This window comes from Pseudomonas sp. B21-010, assembly GCF_024749325.1.
In the GTDB taxonomy this organism is placed as follows: Bacteria; Pseudomonadota; Gammaproteobacteria; order Pseudomonadales; family Pseudomonadaceae; genus Aquipseudomonas; species Aquipseudomonas kilonensis.
The window spans coordinates 3,301,813-3,319,104 of record NZ_CP087198.1 but is presented as its reverse complement, the minus strand read 5'-3'; the positions used below and the strand labels follow the sequence as shown (position 1 = coordinate 3,319,104).

Annotated in this window: 16 protein-coding genes; 7 read left to right on the top strand and 9 right to left on the bottom strand. The window is 48.6% G+C overall.

The window, feature by feature from the left end; translation table 11 throughout:
* Positions 1-185 precede the first annotated feature (185 nt).
* Together LOY50_RS14515 and LOY50_RS14510 are read left to right on the top strand one after the other, a co-directional pair.
* Positions 186-674 (top strand): ATP-binding protein, encoded by a 489-nt coding sequence (locus tag LOY50_RS14515; RefSeq protein WP_253474920.1) that lies wholly within the window; start codon positions 186-188, stop codon positions 672-674.
* Positions 667-1,092 (top strand): MarR family winged helix-turn-helix transcriptional regulator, encoded by a 426-nt coding sequence (locus tag LOY50_RS14510; RefSeq protein ID WP_214510389.1) that lies wholly within the window; start codon positions 667-669, stop codon positions 1,090-1,092. The genes LOY50_RS14515 and LOY50_RS14510 overlap by 8 nt, the downstream gene beginning before the upstream one ends.
* Here the strand turns inward: LOY50_RS14510 and LOY50_RS14505 are convergent.
* On the bottom strand, positions 1,089-1,349 hold the full coding sequence (locus LOY50_RS14505; protein ID WP_258687964.1) for a hypothetical protein: 261 nt from the start codon (positions 1,347-1,349) through the stop codon (positions 1,089-1,091). The two genes, LOY50_RS14510 and LOY50_RS14505, sit on opposite strands and share 4 nt — an antisense overlap.
* 445 nt (positions 1,350-1,794) lie before the next feature.
* Here LOY50_RS14505 and LOY50_RS14500 point away from each other — a divergent pair, with 445 nt between their 5' ends.
* The 4 genes from LOY50_RS14500 to LOY50_RS14485 are packed head-to-tail and all read left to right on the top strand — an operon-like array spanning position 1,795 to position 7,290.
* Positions 1,795-2,982 (top strand): site-specific integrase, encoded by a 1,188-nt coding sequence (locus tag LOY50_RS14500; RefSeq protein ID WP_258687962.1) that lies wholly within the window; start codon positions 1,795-1,797, stop codon positions 2,980-2,982.
* Entirely contained in the window at positions 2,979-4,490 is a 1,512-nt protein-coding gene (locus LOY50_RS14495; protein WP_258687960.1) for a site-specific integrase, read from the top strand. Before LOY50_RS14500 ends, LOY50_RS14495 begins: the two co-directional genes overlap by 4 nt.
* Positions 4,490-6,835 carry a hypothetical protein gene (locus LOY50_RS14490; RefSeq protein ID WP_258687958.1) on the top strand — a complete coding sequence of 782 codons (2,346 nt, stop codon included), beginning with the start codon at positions 4,490-4,492 and terminating at the stop codon, positions 6,833-6,835. The genes LOY50_RS14495 and LOY50_RS14490 overlap by 1 nt, the downstream gene beginning before the upstream one ends.
* On the top strand, positions 6,832-7,290 hold the full coding sequence (locus LOY50_RS14485; protein ID WP_258687956.1) for a hypothetical protein: 459 nt from the start codon (positions 6,832-6,834) through the stop codon (positions 7,288-7,290). Before LOY50_RS14490 ends, LOY50_RS14485 begins: the two co-directional genes overlap by 4 nt.
* A gap of 140 nt (positions 7,291-7,430) precedes the next feature.
* On the opposite strand, the gene LOY50_RS14480 is transcribed toward LOY50_RS14485, so the two are convergent.
* The 5 genes from LOY50_RS14480 to LOY50_RS14460 form a co-directional block, all read right to left on the bottom strand.
* Positions 7,431-7,643, bottom strand: coding sequence for a KTSC domain-containing protein (locus LOY50_RS14480; protein ID WP_258687954.1), 213 nt, complete (start codon positions 7,641-7,643; stop codon positions 7,431-7,433).
* Positions 7,644-7,651: 8 nt separating this feature from the next.
* Positions 7,652-9,424, bottom strand: a complete 1,773-nt coding sequence (locus LOY50_RS14475; RefSeq protein WP_258687952.1) for an ATP-binding protein — start codon at positions 9,422-9,424, stop codon at positions 7,652-7,654.
* The gene (locus LOY50_RS14470; protein WP_258687950.1) at positions 9,421-10,605 is read right to left on the bottom strand and encodes an SIR2 family protein; all 1,185 of its coding nucleotides are present in this window, start codon (positions 10,603-10,605) and stop codon (positions 9,421-9,423) included. Before LOY50_RS14470 ends, LOY50_RS14475 begins: the two co-directional genes overlap by 4 nt.
* Before the next feature lie 48 nt (positions 10,606-10,653).
* Complete coding sequence (locus LOY50_RS14465; protein WP_258687948.1) at positions 10,654-12,063, bottom strand: DUF2130 domain-containing protein; 1,410 nt, start codon at positions 12,061-12,063, stop codon at positions 10,654-10,656.
* 275 nt (positions 12,064-12,338) lie between these two features.
* Positions 12,339-12,614 carry a helix-turn-helix domain-containing protein gene (locus LOY50_RS14460; protein WP_258687946.1) on the bottom strand — a complete coding sequence of 92 codons (276 nt, stop codon included), beginning with the start codon at positions 12,612-12,614 and terminating at the stop codon, positions 12,339-12,341.
* Positions 12,615-13,506: 892 nt separating this feature from the next.
* Here LOY50_RS14460 and LOY50_RS14455 point away from each other — a divergent pair.
* The gene (locus LOY50_RS14455) at positions 13,507-13,854 is read left to right on the top strand and encodes a hypothetical protein (RefSeq protein WP_258687944.1); all 348 of its coding nucleotides are present in this window, start codon (positions 13,507-13,509) and stop codon (positions 13,852-13,854) included.
* A gap of 149 nt (positions 13,855-14,003) precedes the next feature.
* Here the strand turns inward: LOY50_RS14455 and LOY50_RS14450 are convergent, their stop codons facing one another.
* From LOY50_RS14450 to LOY50_RS14440, 3 genes are all read right to left on the bottom strand, one after another.
* Positions 14,004-14,891: an AraC family transcriptional regulator gene (locus LOY50_RS14450; protein ID WP_258687942.1), complete on the bottom strand. Its 888-nt coding sequence runs from the start codon at positions 14,889-14,891 to the stop codon at positions 14,004-14,006.
* Between the two features lie 208 nt (positions 14,892-15,099).
* Positions 15,100-15,387: a putative quinol monooxygenase gene (locus tag LOY50_RS14445; protein ID WP_253474841.1), complete on the bottom strand. Its 288-nt coding sequence runs from the start codon at positions 15,385-15,387 to the stop codon at positions 15,100-15,102.
* Positions 15,388-15,838: 451 nt separating this feature from the next.
* Positions 15,839-16,747 carry a hypothetical protein gene (locus LOY50_RS14440; protein ID WP_258687939.1) on the bottom strand — a complete coding sequence of 303 codons (909 nt, stop codon included), beginning with the start codon at positions 16,745-16,747 and terminating at the stop codon, positions 15,839-15,841.
* Positions 16,748-17,292 lie beyond the last annotated feature (545 nt).

Genomic DNA, 17,292 nt, shown 5'->3' with positions numbered 1-17,292 from the left:
GCAAGTCAGGCCGCCTGAGGTGACGGCCTGACTGTCCTGAATCAATTGTTATCCAAAAACAACATCGAGGTGCGCTTGGTTTCCCCGTTTCGTGTTTGGGCAGCTTCGGCCGTTCGTCGAACATGGGTTGCGGCAACCTTATTTCTTGATACTGTAGCGTTCAAGTATTTAGAAAGTAGACGGGCATGCAATCAGTCCATATGGTTTTTGGCCCTCTTGGGGCCGGGAAGTCGACGTTCGCCAGGCAGTTAAATACCAAAGTGACCGGCGTACGCTTCTCCATCGATGAATGGATGCACGGGCTTTATGGCCCGGATCTGCCGACGCCTATGAGCCTGGCGTGGATATCGGCCCGCGTACAACGTTGCGAAGCCCTGATGTGGGAGATGTCTCTACAGGTTCTGGAAGCGGGGCGCGACGTAGTGCTTGATCAAGGCTTCATGACTGAAGCTGATCGCACACGTATTCGTCTGTTGGCCGGTAAAGCCGGATACCCAGTGTCCAGCTATTTCATCGACGCAGTACCTCAACTGCGGCGTGAGCGGGTCATGCGTAGGAATACCGATAAAGGCGAGACCTACGCCTTCGAGGTGACGGGAATCATGTTTGATTTCATGGAGTCCCGATTTGAACGTCCTTCCTCACAAGAATTGGAGCAATGCTGCAATGTCTGACAACGAATCTACCGCACCTGTCGCGAACGGCTCGACGCTTGATCGCTGTATACGCTTCTCCCGCGCATACACCTCAGCGGCTCGGCGAGTTGATGCCAAGCTCTCTGCTGTGCACGGCCTGAGCTTCAGTGACTTCATGATCCTGTACCACTTGAAACATGCGCACAACTCTCGACTGCGCCGAGCTGATCTGGCTGACAGCATGGGGCTGACAGCATCGGCGGTCACCAAGTCCCTGCTGCCGCTTGAAAAGATAGGGTTGGTGTCTCGACAAAGTGATCCACGGGATGCGCGTGTAGGTTACGCCTGCCTCACGCCAGCAGGCGATCAGGTTTTTGCCGACGCGAAGGTCTCGGCGGAGTTCGCTTGCCAAGAGGTTTATGAGGCGATGGTTGGGGAGTGGAGTAAGTCTGGTTAAAAAAAGATCGGGTCGAGCGCGCGAAGCCTCAATAATTGGTAGGTGCGGGAGAAGCCGTCAAAGGTTACGCGTACGGTGATGTCATCGGCGGTTGACTCCAGCGGCCGGACGATATCGTCGTTCGCTTCGGCCGTGCCACGCCCCAGCAGCGTGTCTCCACACGATACTTCGGAGTAGCGCGCCAGGCCTTGTCCGGCGAGTGCATAAGGACGAAACAGGACGATGCCGTCACCGCCAGGTTCCGATCTGGCATTCATACTGTTCGTTCCTTCCTTGTTTGTCGCATGGTGGCTGCGTGCAGGAAGTCGCGCCGATTCAGCAGGCGATTTAAACCTTAGTACGTTATGTGGGTTGTGGGTTGTGGGAGCGTGGAGAAACTTGGATTGGGGAAAAAGAATGCAAGGTCATGCCAGTGCGTATGCCAAAGCTATGCGACCGTTGGCTGAAGAATATCGGAGACTTCACAGTACGGTATTCAGAGGATGAGCTTGGCTTCAAATCCAGCCATCGATGGGGGCCGTGGGAATATCTATAAGTACACATAATGTATATTATGTTAAACGAATGCCGTTTCAATGGTGTTGCAATCATAGGCGCATCGGACCCCTTTGAAACGGTTTGGGTGAAAACCAAGCTCTTGCCAGGTCTAGGTGTTAGTCCCTAGCATCCCGGCCCATGACATGCATAAACTTACGCAACACCATGATTCCCCAATCGACCAAAGGCTGGCTTCTGGTCGACGATCTTAGTCTGCCCAGATATTGGGCTACCTTATGGGCGGATGTGCTCAGAGCGAATCTTGCCCAAACCACCCGAGGGGCTCACCTTTACGCCATTGAAAGGCTCTACCAGGTAACTGACCTGAAAATTGGCGCGGGGTCGTTAGATCGGATGCTCTTCGCGCTTGATATGCCCTTGATCGAAACCGCGTTAACTACTTTTCTGTCGACACTCAGAAACGACGGCAACCTTCGAGGGATCAACAACAATCAAGCCTGGGCTTCGGCGACTAGTTTCGTTTCCGATATCGTCTCGCACCTTAGTGCTTCAAATGAAACACACTACGGCAATATTCAAAGCCGTCTCTTGAGGCTTGATCGCCTTTACTCTCAAGTTTCACCTACACGCCCTAGGCCACCAGCAAGTATTCGCGCGTTACCGGCTTTGGTAGTTGAAGATCTATTCGAAATATTTTCCCCAGAGTCGGAGCGTAATCCGTTTCGGAGCCCCATACTCCAGTGGCGTAACTTCCTTATCTTTCTATTGATGCTCCACCTTGGTTTGCGACGCGGCGAAGTAGCCATGTTGTCCTCAGATGCGATCAAGTCGGACTATGATCCCAGCGCGGCGCGTGAAAAATATTGGATTAACATCACCGAAAATCCCTATCACGAAGAAGATCCGCGTTTCAACGCACCGAGCCTTAAAACTGCAAATTCACGGAGACAATTACCGTTATCAGAAGAAATTGTGGCGGTTGCCGATGTTGTTCAAGGCAACCGGCGTCGGGTTCCTCATAGCTATTTATTAGGTTCGCAGAAACTAAAGCCTTTGTCGCTTCGATCTATTCATCGGATCTTTGAGATAGCGAGCGAACGGCTTTCACCGCACGCTAGCAAAGCGTTATCAAATCAGGGAAGGTCGCATGTCAGCGCGCATGATTTACGCCATACGTGTGCAGTTTACCGGCTAGGCCGGTATGTAGCTCTCGGTGACGAGCTAGACCTTGCAAGCGAAAAGCTCCGAGTCTTTTTTGGATGGTCACCCTCCTCTCCTATGCCTCGGCATTACGCGAGAGCATATTTCGAATCAGATTCCGCAGATATATGGAGCGAAACGTATGATCGTTTAGTTTCAACGCTTAGATCTATCGGTGGAGTTACGCTATGATGGACGCAGAGGAAAAAATAGCAGTTGAGTGCATCTCAAGCATAGCCGCAGAGCTGCCGAAGCTTTCAGCGGTGATTCGATATTATGATGACTTCGAAGACGGATTTAATTCGATCCGAGACCCTGAACATTCAGATTGCTGGGATATCAAATATGACGGTGAAAAATGTCGTCTCGATTTTTCAGGGATACCTGTACCGCTAAAAAGTATAATTAAACATATAGCGGCGGATATTTTTTCAAGGATGGACCCATCCGGAGCAGAAAAGATCTGTCGGGGGCTTATCAATAATTCCACTAAGCGCAATCATATTATAAGCGCCCTGACTGTAAGCCCTGAGGAATATAGAAGAATCTGGATTAATGAAATCTCAGCTTCTGAGACCTGGAGCTATTGTCGGGACATAAGAGTAATGCTTCACTCACTTTGCAACCTGTCTATAGCTGGTTGGAGGCCAGAGTTAAGCTCCTACGTTAGCCTATTGGAATCACCCCAGCGGGATATCTATAAAACCGTTCGCACCGGCGAATGCTTTCTTCCGTTGGAACATCAGTCACTGATCATCGATCATTTAGATACACTGGCAGCGCGCGTATTGAAAAACAAGGATTCCATATCGACCACTGTGCTGCGTGACGCTTGCCTCTTAATACTCGGTCACCAGTACGGCCTAAGGCCTGGGCAATCTGCACGAGTTAAATGCATTGATGTTCGCTCGTATGAGAGTGGTGTTGTTCATCTGTCGCTTCCTCTTTTGAAGCAAAGGGGAACAGAAGCAATGAGGAAAGTCACTCGAAAAATAAAACTAGAATGGTGCCCTATATTTATAGAGTATACCAAAAGGTGCCACACAGTAATAAGTAGCAATGTGCCTTTGGATAGCTATTTTAAGCTGGCTCCAAAACAACTTTCGATAAAACTAAGTGACCTTATGGAGCAATTAACCGGTACCCGTTGGTCGCCAACAGATCTGAGACACACCGCAGCTCAGCGCTTAGCCGATGCCGGGACGGCTCACATTGTTCTATCTGAATTCATGGGGCATTCAACTACATTGAGCGCAAATGTCTATTTTGACGCCTCACAAACTCAAGCTCAAAGAATCAATCAAGCGCTCGGTATCTCTCATATATATTCAACGGTAGCGAATGTTGCGAAAACTCGTACGATCGATAAAAACAGCCTTCTAAACTTACCAGCTGATCAGCAAATAGGTGGAGTACCTCACGGTATCCCAATAGCAGGGATTGGAGGGTGTGCAGTAGGCCAGTCAGTGTGCACGAAAAATCCAATATTAAGTTGCTATACCTGCCGAAAATTTATGCCCTTAGCGGACCCAGTTATCCATGAGTCCGTCGTCGAAACCTTAAGGCCAATAGTGAACGAGTTCCTTAGTGCATCTCGATTCAATGACGAAAGTCCAGCGTACACGCAGCTCAAACGAATGTTCCAGGCAGCACTTGACGTTTCAGAGACGATTAAGCGCGGCAATGGCAAGGTAAATTGATGAATACGTTTTATAATAATTACATTCTGTCTGCGCAGACGATAGCCTCGAAGAAGAGGCTTCAATGGGAATTGCCGTTCGACACGTCAGGTAAAGTACCAAAAACCGCACGCTGGGACCTTGCTAGTATCGCAGGAATGGTGACACCGCCCTATTTTTGGCATTCCAACTTATCATACGATGACAATGCCTTGGAGGTTCTAAACGACTTGCGCCAAAAGCAATCTCTTACGCCGATGTGCGCGCAGCCACTATCTAAGCACTGGCGAGATTACTACCAGGCAGTCTTGATAAATGAAATTTTGGTAAAAAAGAATAAACCAGGCCACGCCTTAAATAATATAGGTCGGCCGTTGAGGATTATTGCTACCTGTGCGGGAAACGAAGAACCTTGGGATTTAACAGCTGCATCCGTGGCTCTCGCCTATCGTGTAGCTCTAAGCATCGGAACGTCAGGCAAGCTCGCCGCTAACGTCGCGATGATTGTGCGTACAATAATTGATGGGCAGCATATCGCTAATCGCTCACCACTTGCGCAATATTGCGCTCACCAATCAGCAGCAGGCGGTACTAATGAATCCGTCGTTAGTCTAAAGAAAGGGAATAATACATACCGCCGAACAGACAAGGTTAAATTGGAGCTGGCAGAACGAAAAGATAGCGCAAAATTACCAAGCGAAAAAGCATTTTGGGAGCTAATTCGTATAATATTTACTGAGCAGCCTAAAACATTCGTTGATGCCATCCGATTCAACCAATTAAAATTGGCGGTTGCCACAGGTTTTCGAATCGGAGAGAGCATCCTTCTTCCACTTAACTGGGCCAAATGGCACGACTACTATACACCCAATGGAAATCTAGCTGGAACTCAAGGAGGGATCTCGCGTTCGCTCGCTATCCGCCATTTCGCGGAAAAACAGGCTAGTGATACTGATGCGTCAGGAGTACTACTGTATGAAACAATACAGCACGTCCCGACCATTTTTGAAGAGCTCGTTTCGGAAGCGTTTGGTGAAGCGGAAAGACTTACCAGACCATTGCGTGACCGGCTCCGGCTCCAAATAAAAACTGGGCGATTATTGCCAGAGTTTAATCAATCTGAATTGGTCCCGGCGTGGGATATCTATAATCGGATGTCGGGCTCTTTATGGTTTGCCTCCCCTCCTCTCCCATCGGATTTGATAGATAAATATCGTGTGTCATTTGATCCAGTCTATCTTGATGAGATGCGCAGAATACAGATAGCGCAGATTCCAGTGCATGGCGTATCGCTAAACTGCATGAAGTATTTAAAGAAACTGCCTATCGTGATTAGGCATAAGAATGGAGATGCATTTGAAGGAACGGTGGACTGGAAAAATGCGTATCTCCGAGTAAGCGAGGTTGAAGCTCTAATCCGCGAAACAATGATCACAAAGCTTCCAGACTGTGCACCTTTCAGATTGAGTAATACAGAAGTTTTATACCCATCTGAATTGATGTTTCTTATGCCTATACGTGCACTTATCGAGGAGAGAAATGGAGGAATTCTCGATGTGAATCGATATTTGTCCGTAGGGCGAGCCTCGGCCCTCGACATGCAAAATCATCTTGGAGGTAATGCTAATAATGTTTTTTCACGTTACGGCCAAGATGACGTAGACCGCGAACTCAAACTCAACACGCATTCACTTAGGCACCTTCAAAATGCGGAGTTGTTCAGGCTTGGCGTTGCTGACACGATTATTACAAAAAGATTTAATCGGAAAAGTGTCGCCCAGAGCTACGTTTATGACCACCGGAGTCTGTCAGAGTCGCTTGCAAACATAGATATTCCAGAAGAAGCAGAGTCAATCGCGCCTAGAGCACGTGAGACTCTGAAAATGATCATGGCTGGAAAAATACGCGGCCCTATAGTTGATGAGTTTTTGAAAATCCAGAGTGAGTTAGGTGATGAGCACGCGTTTAACTACTTATCGGTAGAAGCTGATGGTTTACATGTAACGCCTTATGGGTTTTGTGTTAATAGCTTCACAGTGGACCCGTGCTCCAAACACCTAGAATGCTTCGACTGCCGCCACTTGGCCCGCTCCGAAAATCCGCAAGAACAAGACACGCTAGAGAAAATGAAGCTTAAGATGGTCGAAGTTGTAAATATCATTGAGCGCAGCCCGCAAGAAGCGCGGAACATTGGCTGGCAAAACCAGCTTAATCATGCAAAATCTAGACTTAGCAGCCTAGAAGTTTTGATTAGCACACCACCATCAATGCAAGCTTTTCCAGATGGACAGGATCGATACCGCCCCTTAGAGCGAATTGTCAGCGGCAGCATTATGGACACTTCGAAGAAATGGAGTCCTGAATGAAGCCCGACGAATTAAAGGTTATTCTGCAGAGAATGCTTAGTAACGGTGTTAAAATAACAGCCCGCTCTGTGATTAGAGAGGCCGACTGCGTGCTAAAAAATCCGAGTGATATAACTCGGCAACCCATGCGTCGCGCGGTACTCGATGAATATCAGGCCCGACAACAGGAAATAATGGCCCTGGTAGAAAAAACAGATAGTCATTCACGAACCAACTTGCAACAACGCTTAGCTGTGCTTTCGCAAGAGTATCAAGAGTTACGTAGCGAACGGGACTTACTAATTGCATCCCATAAAGCAATGCTGTTAGCGGTTGGTGAATTGGGTGGCATCGCGGTATGGCGGAAATTTTTCCAAGATTGGGAGCGTACGAGGGCCAAGCTAATAGAACTGCGGGCGTTGCCAAGCGCTGAAATCTACTCTGGCCCTAGCCCGAAAAAGCTTACAAACGAATAACCTCGGCGTCTTGTTAAGTCATTTCGTAAAGCTCATTATAGAACCATGACTCGGAGAGGAGGCTCGCATCGTGATGCGAACCTCCTCTAATTAAAGCATAATCCGCCAAAGTCACTCCAAAAAAAGCGTTACGTAACGGGTTACCCCGTACGAGAGAAGCTGTAAACATTTTTTACCCGCTGCGCGAGATAACCCCCAACGGAAGATGCGGTTATCAACTCTTGGTAGACATGTTCAGGTACGTCGTAATATTCGTACACCGCTCCGTCCAAGAACTCGACCTCGAGAATTTGCGATGACTCATCATGTCCAACAGAGGCGATATTTGAAGAGCTAACAGATACACGTTCCATGATTTTTCCTATTGTGCACTATCTTGGTTTCTCCACGCCCTAACGAGCTTGGAATAGTCTTCTTCGTTGCGTACAGAGTTCCACTTTTCACCAATCTTAGGATCTCCGCTATTGGGATATTTATCATCTGGTAAAACATTAAACCTGCACCGAGTAGGAAGCTGAGCTGCCTCCCCCACTATAATGGCCTCTCCAGTTCTAAGGATGGGTAGCGAATCAACAATTCCGGCCAATCCATCGGACATGGCTGCTTTAACTATTCCACGATCTGTTGAGTTATTTATGCGGAGCGATATAATGGTTCCGCACTGAGATAAAATAGTTTCATCTATCTCGGATGGACGCTGACTAACAATCATGGCACCGACACCAAACTTGCGCCCTTCTTTAGCGATCCGCTGTACCATTTCTTTTGCGTGTCCACTCTCTGACTTACCAAGATAACGGTGGGCTTCTTCAAGAACGACGAGAAGGGGGCGCTCACGCATCCCCTCAGTGACATTTCTCCCCCAAATAGCAGCCTCGAAGATAATATCGAGGACTGCGCCCAAAAGAAGCGTCAGTCGCGCCGAGGGCATTCCGGACAAATCAAATATCGTTATCGGCTTATCATGCCCCAGCCAATCTTCTAGAAGTCCATCTAAATCTTTCTTGATCTTGCCTTCTTTGTCTGGATTCCAATCGCCAGGCTCCAGCAAGAATGAGTATTGCGTATCAAGCAGCCTAGACTTCATTAAGTCAAGCTGCCTTTTCATTGCTCCAGTTCCGCCCTTCTTTGGTAATGCTTGCCCAGCCCCAGGAGGGAGAAATTTAGGTGCTATCAAATCATCAAAAGCCCCCTCTCCGCCAGGAGCATATGCCGGTGCAGTCATGGCTGTATCACTGTAATTTATACCGTCTTCATGACAAAGGTCATACCATATTTTTTTTAATCTATACGGGAGCGGTGTATTACTTGTGATTCTATCTGCATCTATATTAGGGATGTCATTCTCAACGATGCCAAGCCTTTTTTCATCAACGGTTTTATCCATGAACAATGAACGCTGAGAGTCGTTTGGATTATTGCAGAGAAAGTCAATAAGCTTATCTGGGGAAATGGACCAAAACGGTATGTACAGCTGGTTTTCACCCGAGGGCATGATTGAAAAGGTCTTGGCGACATCGCTTAGTGCTGGGCCATATTCACCGTGAATATCTATCAGCAAAACTCTTGCAGATGGTAAAGGAGATTGATCAGACTTGATCACCATCGACCGAAGAATGCTAGCCGTACTGGTTGACTTCCCAGATCCAGTAGACCCTAAAATTGCAGAATGGCGAGCGACAAGCTTGTCCAGATCCAAACTTATTTGAATTCCTTCTGAACTAGAAAGGCGGCCAACTTGGAAGTGACTATTCAAGTGCTTTCTAAAAATTAACTTCAGATCACTCTCGACGACAAAGTGAACGTGATCGCCAATGCTTGGGTACTCGCTTATTCCCCGATCAAAGTTCCCCCCGATGGATTCTCCCACTAACTCCACTCTGATCCACTTTCGATCGGAGGACATTTTGGAATCCGCGTCGAGAGTTGAGGTTTCGCTCGATTCTGAAATAACTCCGTATAGGTGGTTATACCCTAAGGGGATTTTCACGAAACTACCGACTTGCCCGATTCGGTAATTACGTCCTTCCAGAACAATAATTCCAGATTCGACTGACGCCGCGAGTTCAACGGCCACTGAGGAGCTTGAAACGGCGCTTACAAGGCCCAAAAACGTTGGCTGGATAGTTGTCATACTATTTCCCCCCCCACTTCCTGTGGTGTAGGAGGAACTGCATCTTGAGATATGTCGCTACCAGCAGTTGCCAGGAAACGAGCTAACCGCAGGAAGTCTCCAAGCAAGAATTTATTGTCTTTATAGTATTCTGCTCGAATTTCATGCCAATTTTTGGTTGGAGGGGTACCGATTTTCCACTTCGCTTCCACACCATTAATCACAGCGCCATCGCTACAAAAAACACTAATTCCTGGGCACTTCAGTGCTAATTCTTTGGCGGCACTTTCATCCGCCAAGCAATTGAACTGAAAGGCAAATAACGCTGCAGTGGGGTTCGCCATCAGGCACTCAAGCAGCCGCGATGAAATGTGGGCATCAGCAAAAGAAAATCCGGTGCTTAAAATTAATGTGTCTGGCTCAAGTATGAAGTTCTTCAAGCGTTCAAAAAGCGAAGAAAATGGGGCTGCCTGTGTTTGATCGTACTTTATGTGTGACGGATAAACCATATTGGCATTTTTAGAATCCGGTACACGTATAACCTCACCATTAGCATTTGACTCCCAGCCAATGGAGCCATGGAGCTTCCAAAGCCTTACCCAGCGCGGGGGTAGATCATTTTTCGAAATGCTTGAAGGATCAAAAAAAGCGCTCTTTGAACCGCTGAATCCATCAAAATACGGTGTTCGAGCCCGCTCCAATGCATTTTCGATTAAAAGATCATAATTCGTTGTAAATATTTCAACCGCATACTTTCTATTAATGCCATTAATCCAGGATACGAGTTCAGAGTATGGATTTGCGCCCAATGGCAAGTCCTGCGCAACCACTTCCCGGATCGAACTACATATTGCCTCGGACAACTCGGAAAAATCTTTTTCTGTGAAGCCAAACAACTTTCCTTCGCCAACAACCTCTGCAAGCATTCTGACGCGTGACAGAACCTTCTCCAGATTTGAATCCGGAAATGAAGATTTTATTTGATTGTAAACTTCTCGTTGGTTTTCCGAAAGCTCATCTAGCACAATCTTCTCAAGTCCGGCGATATTTGGTATTAACGGCTTCCACGTGCCCTCCCCACCTACGTTGATGCTAACGGGGGCTCCTGCACCGATCAGTATTCCTATTCTCTTTCTTCCATTTGTGGCAAGCTGGCGAAATCCAAACATGTGTTGATCGGGGTTGTGCGAAGTATTTTCCATTTCTTTACCTAATATATTAATTCGAATACCCAGGTGATTACGTAGATTCTATTTTTCTGGGTTTGCGACATCGTTTTTAAGATCGGAAAATTTCGCAGCCATGGTTGGGTTGCTGCGCGTAAGTTTTTTTATCGTGACATCCTGCGCTTTGTCGTTCGCTAGACGAAGATTTCGGTCAGTACCTAGTAATGCCTCCTTCGTCTTTTGGAGATGTTCGATCGACTTATCAATTTCACTAATTGCGGTTTGAAATCGCTTTGAGGCCAAGTCATAATTTTTTGCAAATGCTGATTTAAATCCATCAAGTTCAGATTCAAAGCTGGTGATGTCGATGTTTTGCGCTTTCATAAGCGCAAGCTCTGATTTGTATTTTAGGGAGTTCATGGCCGCGTTTCGCAGCAGCGTTATGATTGGAATGAAGAATTGAGGCCTGACGATATACATTTTCGGAAAACGGTGAAAAACGTCAACGATTCCAGTGTTGTATAGCTCGCTCTCAGGCTCCAGAAGGGATACCAGCACAGCGTACTCGCACCCTTTTTCGACGCGGTCTTTATCAAGTTCTTTTAGGAAATCTTCATTCTTGTTTTTAGTTGCTGTTCGGTCATCTTCATTTTTCATTTCGAACATAACGGAAACTATTTCTGTTCCTGCCTCATCCGAGTCGCGAAATATATAGTCCCCTTTACTTCCGGCCCGTGCATCATTGTCTTTTTCGAAGTATGCTTTTGGAAAGGCTGTGGCTCTAATACGATTAAATTCTGTTTCGCAGTGTTGTTCAAGTGTCTCGCCAACCATCTTTGTCGATAGACGCGCTTTCAAATCTCGGAGACGCTCGATAGCATCATCACGATCTTTTATCTGCGTTTCGTATTTGTCCTTGAGCGATTTTTCTGCAAGCTGCTTTTCTAGTTCTGCTTTTTCGAGGCCACTTTGCAGCTTATCTCGCTCTCTCTCGACAGAGTTAATGGCCTCCGTAATCGCGAGCTTTTTGCCGAGTTCTAAAAACTCGAGCTTGGATTTTAGTTCCAGAATTTCAGAGTCTTTGGTCGCTTCGCTCCTCTGCAATTCATTTAGCAGCTTCGCCTCCGCCAACTTTGAGGCAGTCTCTTGCTCGCGGCGTGTCTGTTCAAGCTCGTGAGCAAGCGTGTCCCGTTCCTTCCCAACAGCGCTTAGCGCCTCACTGACTGCGAGTTTTCGCGCGACTTCTTCAACATCAATCCTAGACCGCAGTTCTTGAATTTCTGCATCCTTGGTTGTCGCTGACCTCTGCATTTCGGCAGCGGCCTTGGCCATGGCTAGCTCAACGGCATTCCGCTTTTCTTGCTCTGCCAATTCAAGTCGCTCATGCAACTGCTTCTCGAAATCGGTATCTCGAACTTGTTTCAGGATATCTGCGTATCCAGCCTCATCAATTTTGAATGCCTTTGTGCAATGGGGACAGATAATCTCATGCATGTTTTCGCCTCCGTGCAGTTTCCTGAGTTTTCCTGGCACCTGCGGCCCGGTCTCAGGCCTTCGCGCTTCGTTCGCGTGCATGCGTTCGGCATAGGCATATCAAGACGTGTCGGTGTTGAGCTTGGCTTTGTAGAGTGCAAAGCGCGAGCAGCACTGATCACTCGATACGTAAGGCTGAAGCTAGCTGTTTGCCACCACTCTGTCTAGTGGGTCGACTTCCTCACGCTCGGGGCGCAATCCTTACTTCTGTTGGGTTACCAGGGCAGATTTCGGGGTCATTTCAGTTCTGTACGGACGCGGTTAAGTAGCTTCTCAAGAACGTCAGGTGTGTCTTTCTCAAGCTCAAGATAACAGGCCACAATGAGCGTCACAGGGTGGACTCCGATAGTCGAGGCCAATTCGTCAATTTTTTCAAGGGTAACCCCTTTGATACCTCGCTCTAGAGAGCTAAGGAAGGTCCGACTGCTGACAATTGAGAAGTCTTCCTGAGTGAGCCCCTTGCGTACACGCAGGTTTCTCAACGCTGAGCCAAAAGCTTTCTTCAGTTCCATTTTTCATCGCTCGCAAATGGAACGATGAAGCCTTTGTGAACACTATAGGGCTACAATCTATAGTGTTCATTTGGAGATCATTATGTTTCGAACCTACGCCCACGCTACCGTTCCACTCAGCTCCCGGCTTGAGCCTGATCTCCAGATCTGGCCCTACGTGGAACAAATTCTGCACCTTCCTTGGTTCTACGCGACGATGGTCCACACCTGTAATGATGTGGAATTGAGGGAGATGTTACTGATTTCTGATGTCCTCACACTGGAATCACTCCAACAAAGGCGTAGCCCGGGGCGTGTGGAGGAAATCTTGCTCGTTTCGCCAGGACCAATGAACGGTAGAGGAAGGTGGCTGATGGAACCACTCCGTCAGATTCATTACGTTCCGTGCTCTCCGCTAGGCCGCTCCCATTACTGCTATGTCGTGGATGGAGGTCGGAGCTATACAAATGATTGTGATCCGGGCCTAGAAGCCGAGTATTCAAGCCGAGGCAGGGTTGTGGTCACTTTGGACAATAGTGCAGTCCCGTAGGCGCAAAGAGTAGGCTAACTGCCTCGGCACCTAAGGACCTAGCCAGCTAAGATACAAGAACCATTTTTTTTGAGAAAAAAATTGGGTTCACTAGGCTGCCATTTGGTGCAACAAAGCGGGTTGTTTCATGACGCAACAGGAGGTTGTGTCCGATGCGATGATAATTTATGAATATCCTGTTGATATAATTGAATATTTTAGTTTTCACGGCATTGCAACAGGCACCTAAACGGCCTTCTTTGTTAAACAATGTGTTTATGAGCCTCGCAAGGCGCTGATTCGACAAACCCGCTTCTGACGTCCGCTCTCTCAACGGGTCATGTGCTCGTGTTCATGGCGAGTCCTTGAATGAGGTGGCTGCCGATGAAGCTGATTCAGTGCCGTTACTCATCTGGCCAGCGTGTACCGTTGCTCGTGCAGACCGGAGCGGCACATCTGCACGCAATCCAGGCTTTCTACACCTATGCCGAAACTCGAGGTCTGGATATCGATGAGACCATCTTGTCCTGCCATTTTTACGCGATTCTGGCTTTATTGGACGGCTACGCCATTTGGCTTCAAAGCAGTCGTCAAACCGACAACCTGGTCGCCCGAATCGGCAAAGCTGTAACGGTACTTTTTCCGCAGATCGATCGCGTCCCCGTGACCAGTACCTGCGGTGGCCTTTTGGTAGCGGTCTTTTGGCCTTCAAGCCACGGCATGTGCTTCTGAATGAATGTTGAGGAATAAGTGGACATTCCATGCTGACAGAGCAACGACATGATCATTGACACGGAGCCGGATCGTAGCCTTCATAAAATCATTCAGGATCATCTGCGGGTGGCCGCCCTCCTCTTTTGCAGCCTTTGAGCCTTGTCGCATTACAGTTCTGCCGCGAAGGTCTTGGCTTTCTTCGGCGTGACACCGTACCGTTGCTTGTAAACCTTGATGAAGTGGGAGGTATTTTCATATCCCACCTCCGCAGCTGCGTCGGTGACGGAATAATTTTTTGCCGTCAACAGCTGATGCGCGATGTCGACTTTTTTTTCGATGATCCAGCGGTTCGGGGTGGTGTTGTAGCTGCGCCTGAAGTCGCGGATAAAGGTCGATACGCTGCGTCCCGTCAGCAGCGCATAGTCTTCAATTTTCAGCTTGTGCGAATAGTACTGCTCCATGAAATCGGTGATGAGGCGGCGTTTGCGGCTGCCGCCGCAGGACAACTCGCGCAGGAAACGGAAGGACTTGTCCTGGATGGCGATCAGATGCAGTAGTTCGAGCAGTTTCAATTCCAGCAGCGCGTCGGAGCCCTCCGCGCCTTTGTAGACATAATTCAGCGATTCGATATAGCGCTTAATCTGTTCATTGGCGTGCAGGGTATAAGTGCCGTGTACGTTTTTCTGCGGGCCGTCCGTGTTCGAATTGCCTGTGCCGGGCGCTCGCGACAGGTATTTGGCGATCAGCTTGTCGTCGAAAAACAGCAGCACCGCCTCGAAGATATCTTTGCCAGTGACGTAGTCCGATACCGTATAAATACCTTTGGAGAGGAAAATCAAATGATTCTCGTCGACTACATTGGCCATGGCGTCATAGTCGCGAATAATCTGCTTGCCCTGCTTGATGTAGACGATCAACGGCGTGGCGATATAGATCGCCTTGTTTTCCAGGTTCGTTTCAAGTGTTTTATGGAGGATGGACGAGCTACCGTCAGCGAGGATAGGCTTTACGTTGCGCATCGAATAAAGCGCCGCCGGTACTACTTCGAGTGTCATTGCTATGGCTTCTCAACAAATTGGCCGCCCTATTTGGACAAGACGGCATCCAGTAGCGCGACACGCTGCTGCCCAAGCGAGTAGAACGTTCGGGACGGAATAGGACATCCAGGAAAATAGCAGAAAATAAGTAACAGCAGTAGCGCGTGTATGTCCGAGATGGCGCAGCCGGACTCGGCGCACGCGCCCTGCCGCTGACGTTACGGCATCAAACTTCGCTGAAGTAGCCGCTGACCGGCGCACTGCTCAGATGCTCGACGATGACCTTCCACTGACCGCTTGAGATCATCTGGTCGACGTGGGTGCCGTGCATTTCAGGCGAATCCCAGGCTTCCACCAGCGTGAACGCGAGCGGATCTTCCAAATGGTTGAGGATCTTGACCGTTTGACAACCGTCCACCTTCGGCAGATTGATCTTCACGTCGTTCATGATGTCCTTGAACGATTGCAGTTTTTCTTCTTTTACATTAAAGCTGATGATGAGATTGACAGGCATATTACTTCTCCAGTTGGGTTTTAATACAAGAAACATCGTCGATTGCAGGAACCGCAAATTGACTTTTCCTTTGCCATAATGCGCAGCTAGCGAAAAACCCTCTTTCGTTAGAGATCATCACGTAAAGTTTTTTGTGTCGATTCGATATGACGCAAAAAGTTCGCTATGAAAGCAACTACTATATATATAGCTAAAAAATGAAAATGATTAAAAATTATTAAAAATGCACGATTCCAGTCACTCTTGCGTTTTTTTTGCGTGACGGCCGATGGCGTGTGGCGCCTGCGGGAACGGGGAGTCAGGCGTGGTAAAAAAACGGCCTATCTTTGGTTACGAGAGGGACTGACGCTTACGCCCAGCGGACGGGTTTCGAAAAAACAGCGCCCGGATGCTAGCTCCGGGCGCTGTCGTGAAGGGTTACGCTATGCAGGCATTAAGCGCTTTTGTATTTTTAATATTTGTCGGAGCGAACCCATTTGCCCAGATCTACGTTCCTCCAGCCGGGTGCGACTGCACTGGATAGTGCCCCTGAGCCCGTCCGTGATTTATCGATGGTTCCTATGTCGGAAAACGAAACCGTGTCGCGTTGACCTTCATAGACAGTACTTCTCAGCACGAACGTTCCGCTCTTCTCATCGATGCTTTCCAGTATGCCTTGTACGGCCAGTGGATTCCCGTTTCCGGTAGTTTTCACGCGCCAGACGAGCAGATATCGATTGAGTGATTGCTTGAGTTGGGCCGCCACTTGAACACGGGTGACATACTCATTGACATAAGCATCACACGCTTGCTTCACAGGGTTGGTGATATTTCTGATCTGCCGCTCCCTGTCATAGTATTCCTGATAGGAGTCTCCACTAGGCCCTTCGGAGGAGTAGATGACGTTTTGGCTTTCGAGGTGATGCTCGATGTCGGCCGAGGCCATTTCGGCGGCGGCAGCATCGGCAATGGCGTCGATGCCGTTCTTACCGGGTGCAGCCTTGGCAGCATCATCGGTTACGGATTTGATGGCGTCGTTGATGAGGTTGTTGTCAGCATCTAGGGCCCCTTGGCGGGCGGTATAAGCTGCCTCGTAGGCGATGTAGGCAGCTTCAAGAGTTTTGTTATCTGCGCTCGCTTGAGCGGCCTCGAGTACCTTGAGGGCTTTGTCGTAGGCGACAATCGGCGCCCCCTGGTCGAGAGCGACAGTAAACACCCCCCAGACCAGCGCATACACCTGGGCATCCCGCAGGGCCCGCACCACATCAGGGTCAGTAGCAGCGTCCTTTTTTTCTGTGATGATAGCGAGGCGATTTTTTACCGCGTCGTAGGTTTTGCAGTCGCGAATACTTGAGAGCAACGCGTCCAGTTCTGTAGCCATAAAACGGACTCCTTGTCCGATCAAATTGGAAAAGCGCTGGCACTTCTATTTGCCAGCCTGTCCATGTATAGGCCACCTTTTGAGAGGCTGCCACTGTCAGTTTGTTATTTTTTTACAACGACTTACAGATGATTGGCCGGTAGATGGATCCGAAAGTGGACTTCGAAAATGGCACAGCGAACAGCCTAGGTTCTGCCACCGTCCGCGCGGCACGGGGGATCTACGAAGTAGATTTTCTTCTCCCAGACAAACGCTGAACATGAGCAAGATGTTTCGCAGACGCTTACAAGCTCGTCGCACGGGGGATGATGGTGTGGAATCGCGTAAACCTGCTTACACTCATGCCGCGTCCGCAGGCTGCCAACCAGGCTGTTGTTACGGCATTGTCGAAACAAAACAGGGTGTCCAACATCTTGCAGCCTTTGCCCTCCAACGCGCATCCTTTGGTCATGCGAGCGGCCAATACCGGCGTCAGAGCTGTCACCGGGTGCCGCGAGCAAAACACCGAGGTGCGTCCTGAGTACACTCATTCACTAGTAGTGAGT

What these genes read in the sequence shown, in the direction of transcription:
- LOY50_RS14515 (WP_253474920.1), top strand. Translation starts at nt 186, where the DNA reads ATGCAATCAGTCCATATGGTTTTTGGCCCTCTTGGGGCCGGGAAGTCG.
- LOY50_RS14510 (WP_214510389.1), top strand. Translation starts at nt 667, where the DNA reads ATGTCTGACAACGAATCTACCGCACCTGTCGCGAACGGCTCGACGCTT.
- LOY50_RS14505 (WP_258687964.1), bottom strand. Translation starts at nt 1,349, where the DNA reads ATGAATGCCAGATCGGAACCTGGCGGTGACGGCATCGTCCTGTTTCGT.
- LOY50_RS14500 (WP_258687962.1), top strand. Translation starts at nt 1,795, where the DNA reads ATGATTCCCCAATCGACCAAAGGCTGGCTTCTGGTCGACGATCTTAGT.
- LOY50_RS14495 (WP_258687960.1), top strand. Translation starts at nt 2,979, where the DNA reads ATGATGGACGCAGAGGAAAAAATAGCAGTTGAGTGCATCTCAAGCATA.
- LOY50_RS14490 (WP_258687958.1), top strand. Translation starts at nt 4,490, where the DNA reads ATGAATACGTTTTATAATAATTACATTCTGTCTGCGCAGACGATAGCC.
- LOY50_RS14485 (WP_258687956.1), top strand. Translation starts at nt 6,832, where the DNA reads ATGAAGCCCGACGAATTAAAGGTTATTCTGCAGAGAATGCTTAGTAAC.
- LOY50_RS14480 (WP_258687954.1), bottom strand. Translation starts at nt 7,643, where the DNA reads ATGGAACGTGTATCTGTTAGCTCTTCAAATATCGCCTCTGTTGGACAT.
- LOY50_RS14475 (WP_258687952.1), bottom strand. Translation starts at nt 9,424, where the DNA reads ATGACAACTATCCAGCCAACGTTTTTGGGCCTTGTAAGCGCCGTTTCA.
- LOY50_RS14470 (WP_258687950.1), bottom strand. Translation starts at nt 10,605, where the DNA reads ATGGAAAATACTTCGCACAACCCCGATCAACACATGTTTGGATTTCGC.
- LOY50_RS14465 (WP_258687948.1), bottom strand. Translation starts at nt 12,063, where the DNA reads ATGCATGAGATTATCTGTCCCCATTGCACAAAGGCATTCAAAATTGAT.
- LOY50_RS14460 (WP_258687946.1), bottom strand. Translation starts at nt 12,614, where the DNA reads ATGGAACTGAAGAAAGCTTTTGGCTCAGCGTTGAGAAACCTGCGTGTA.
- LOY50_RS14455 (WP_258687944.1), top strand. Translation starts at nt 13,507, where the DNA reads ATGAAGCTGATTCAGTGCCGTTACTCATCTGGCCAGCGTGTACCGTTG.
- LOY50_RS14450 (WP_258687942.1), bottom strand. Translation starts at nt 14,891, where the DNA reads ATGACACTCGAAGTAGTACCGGCGGCGCTTTATTCGATGCGCAACGTA.
- LOY50_RS14445 (WP_253474841.1), bottom strand. Translation starts at nt 15,387, where the DNA reads ATGCCTGTCAATCTCATCATCAGCTTTAATGTAAAAGAAGAAAAACTG.
- LOY50_RS14440 (WP_258687939.1), bottom strand. Translation starts at nt 16,747, where the DNA reads ATGGCTACAGAACTGGACGCGTTGCTCTCAAGTATTCGCGACTGCAAA.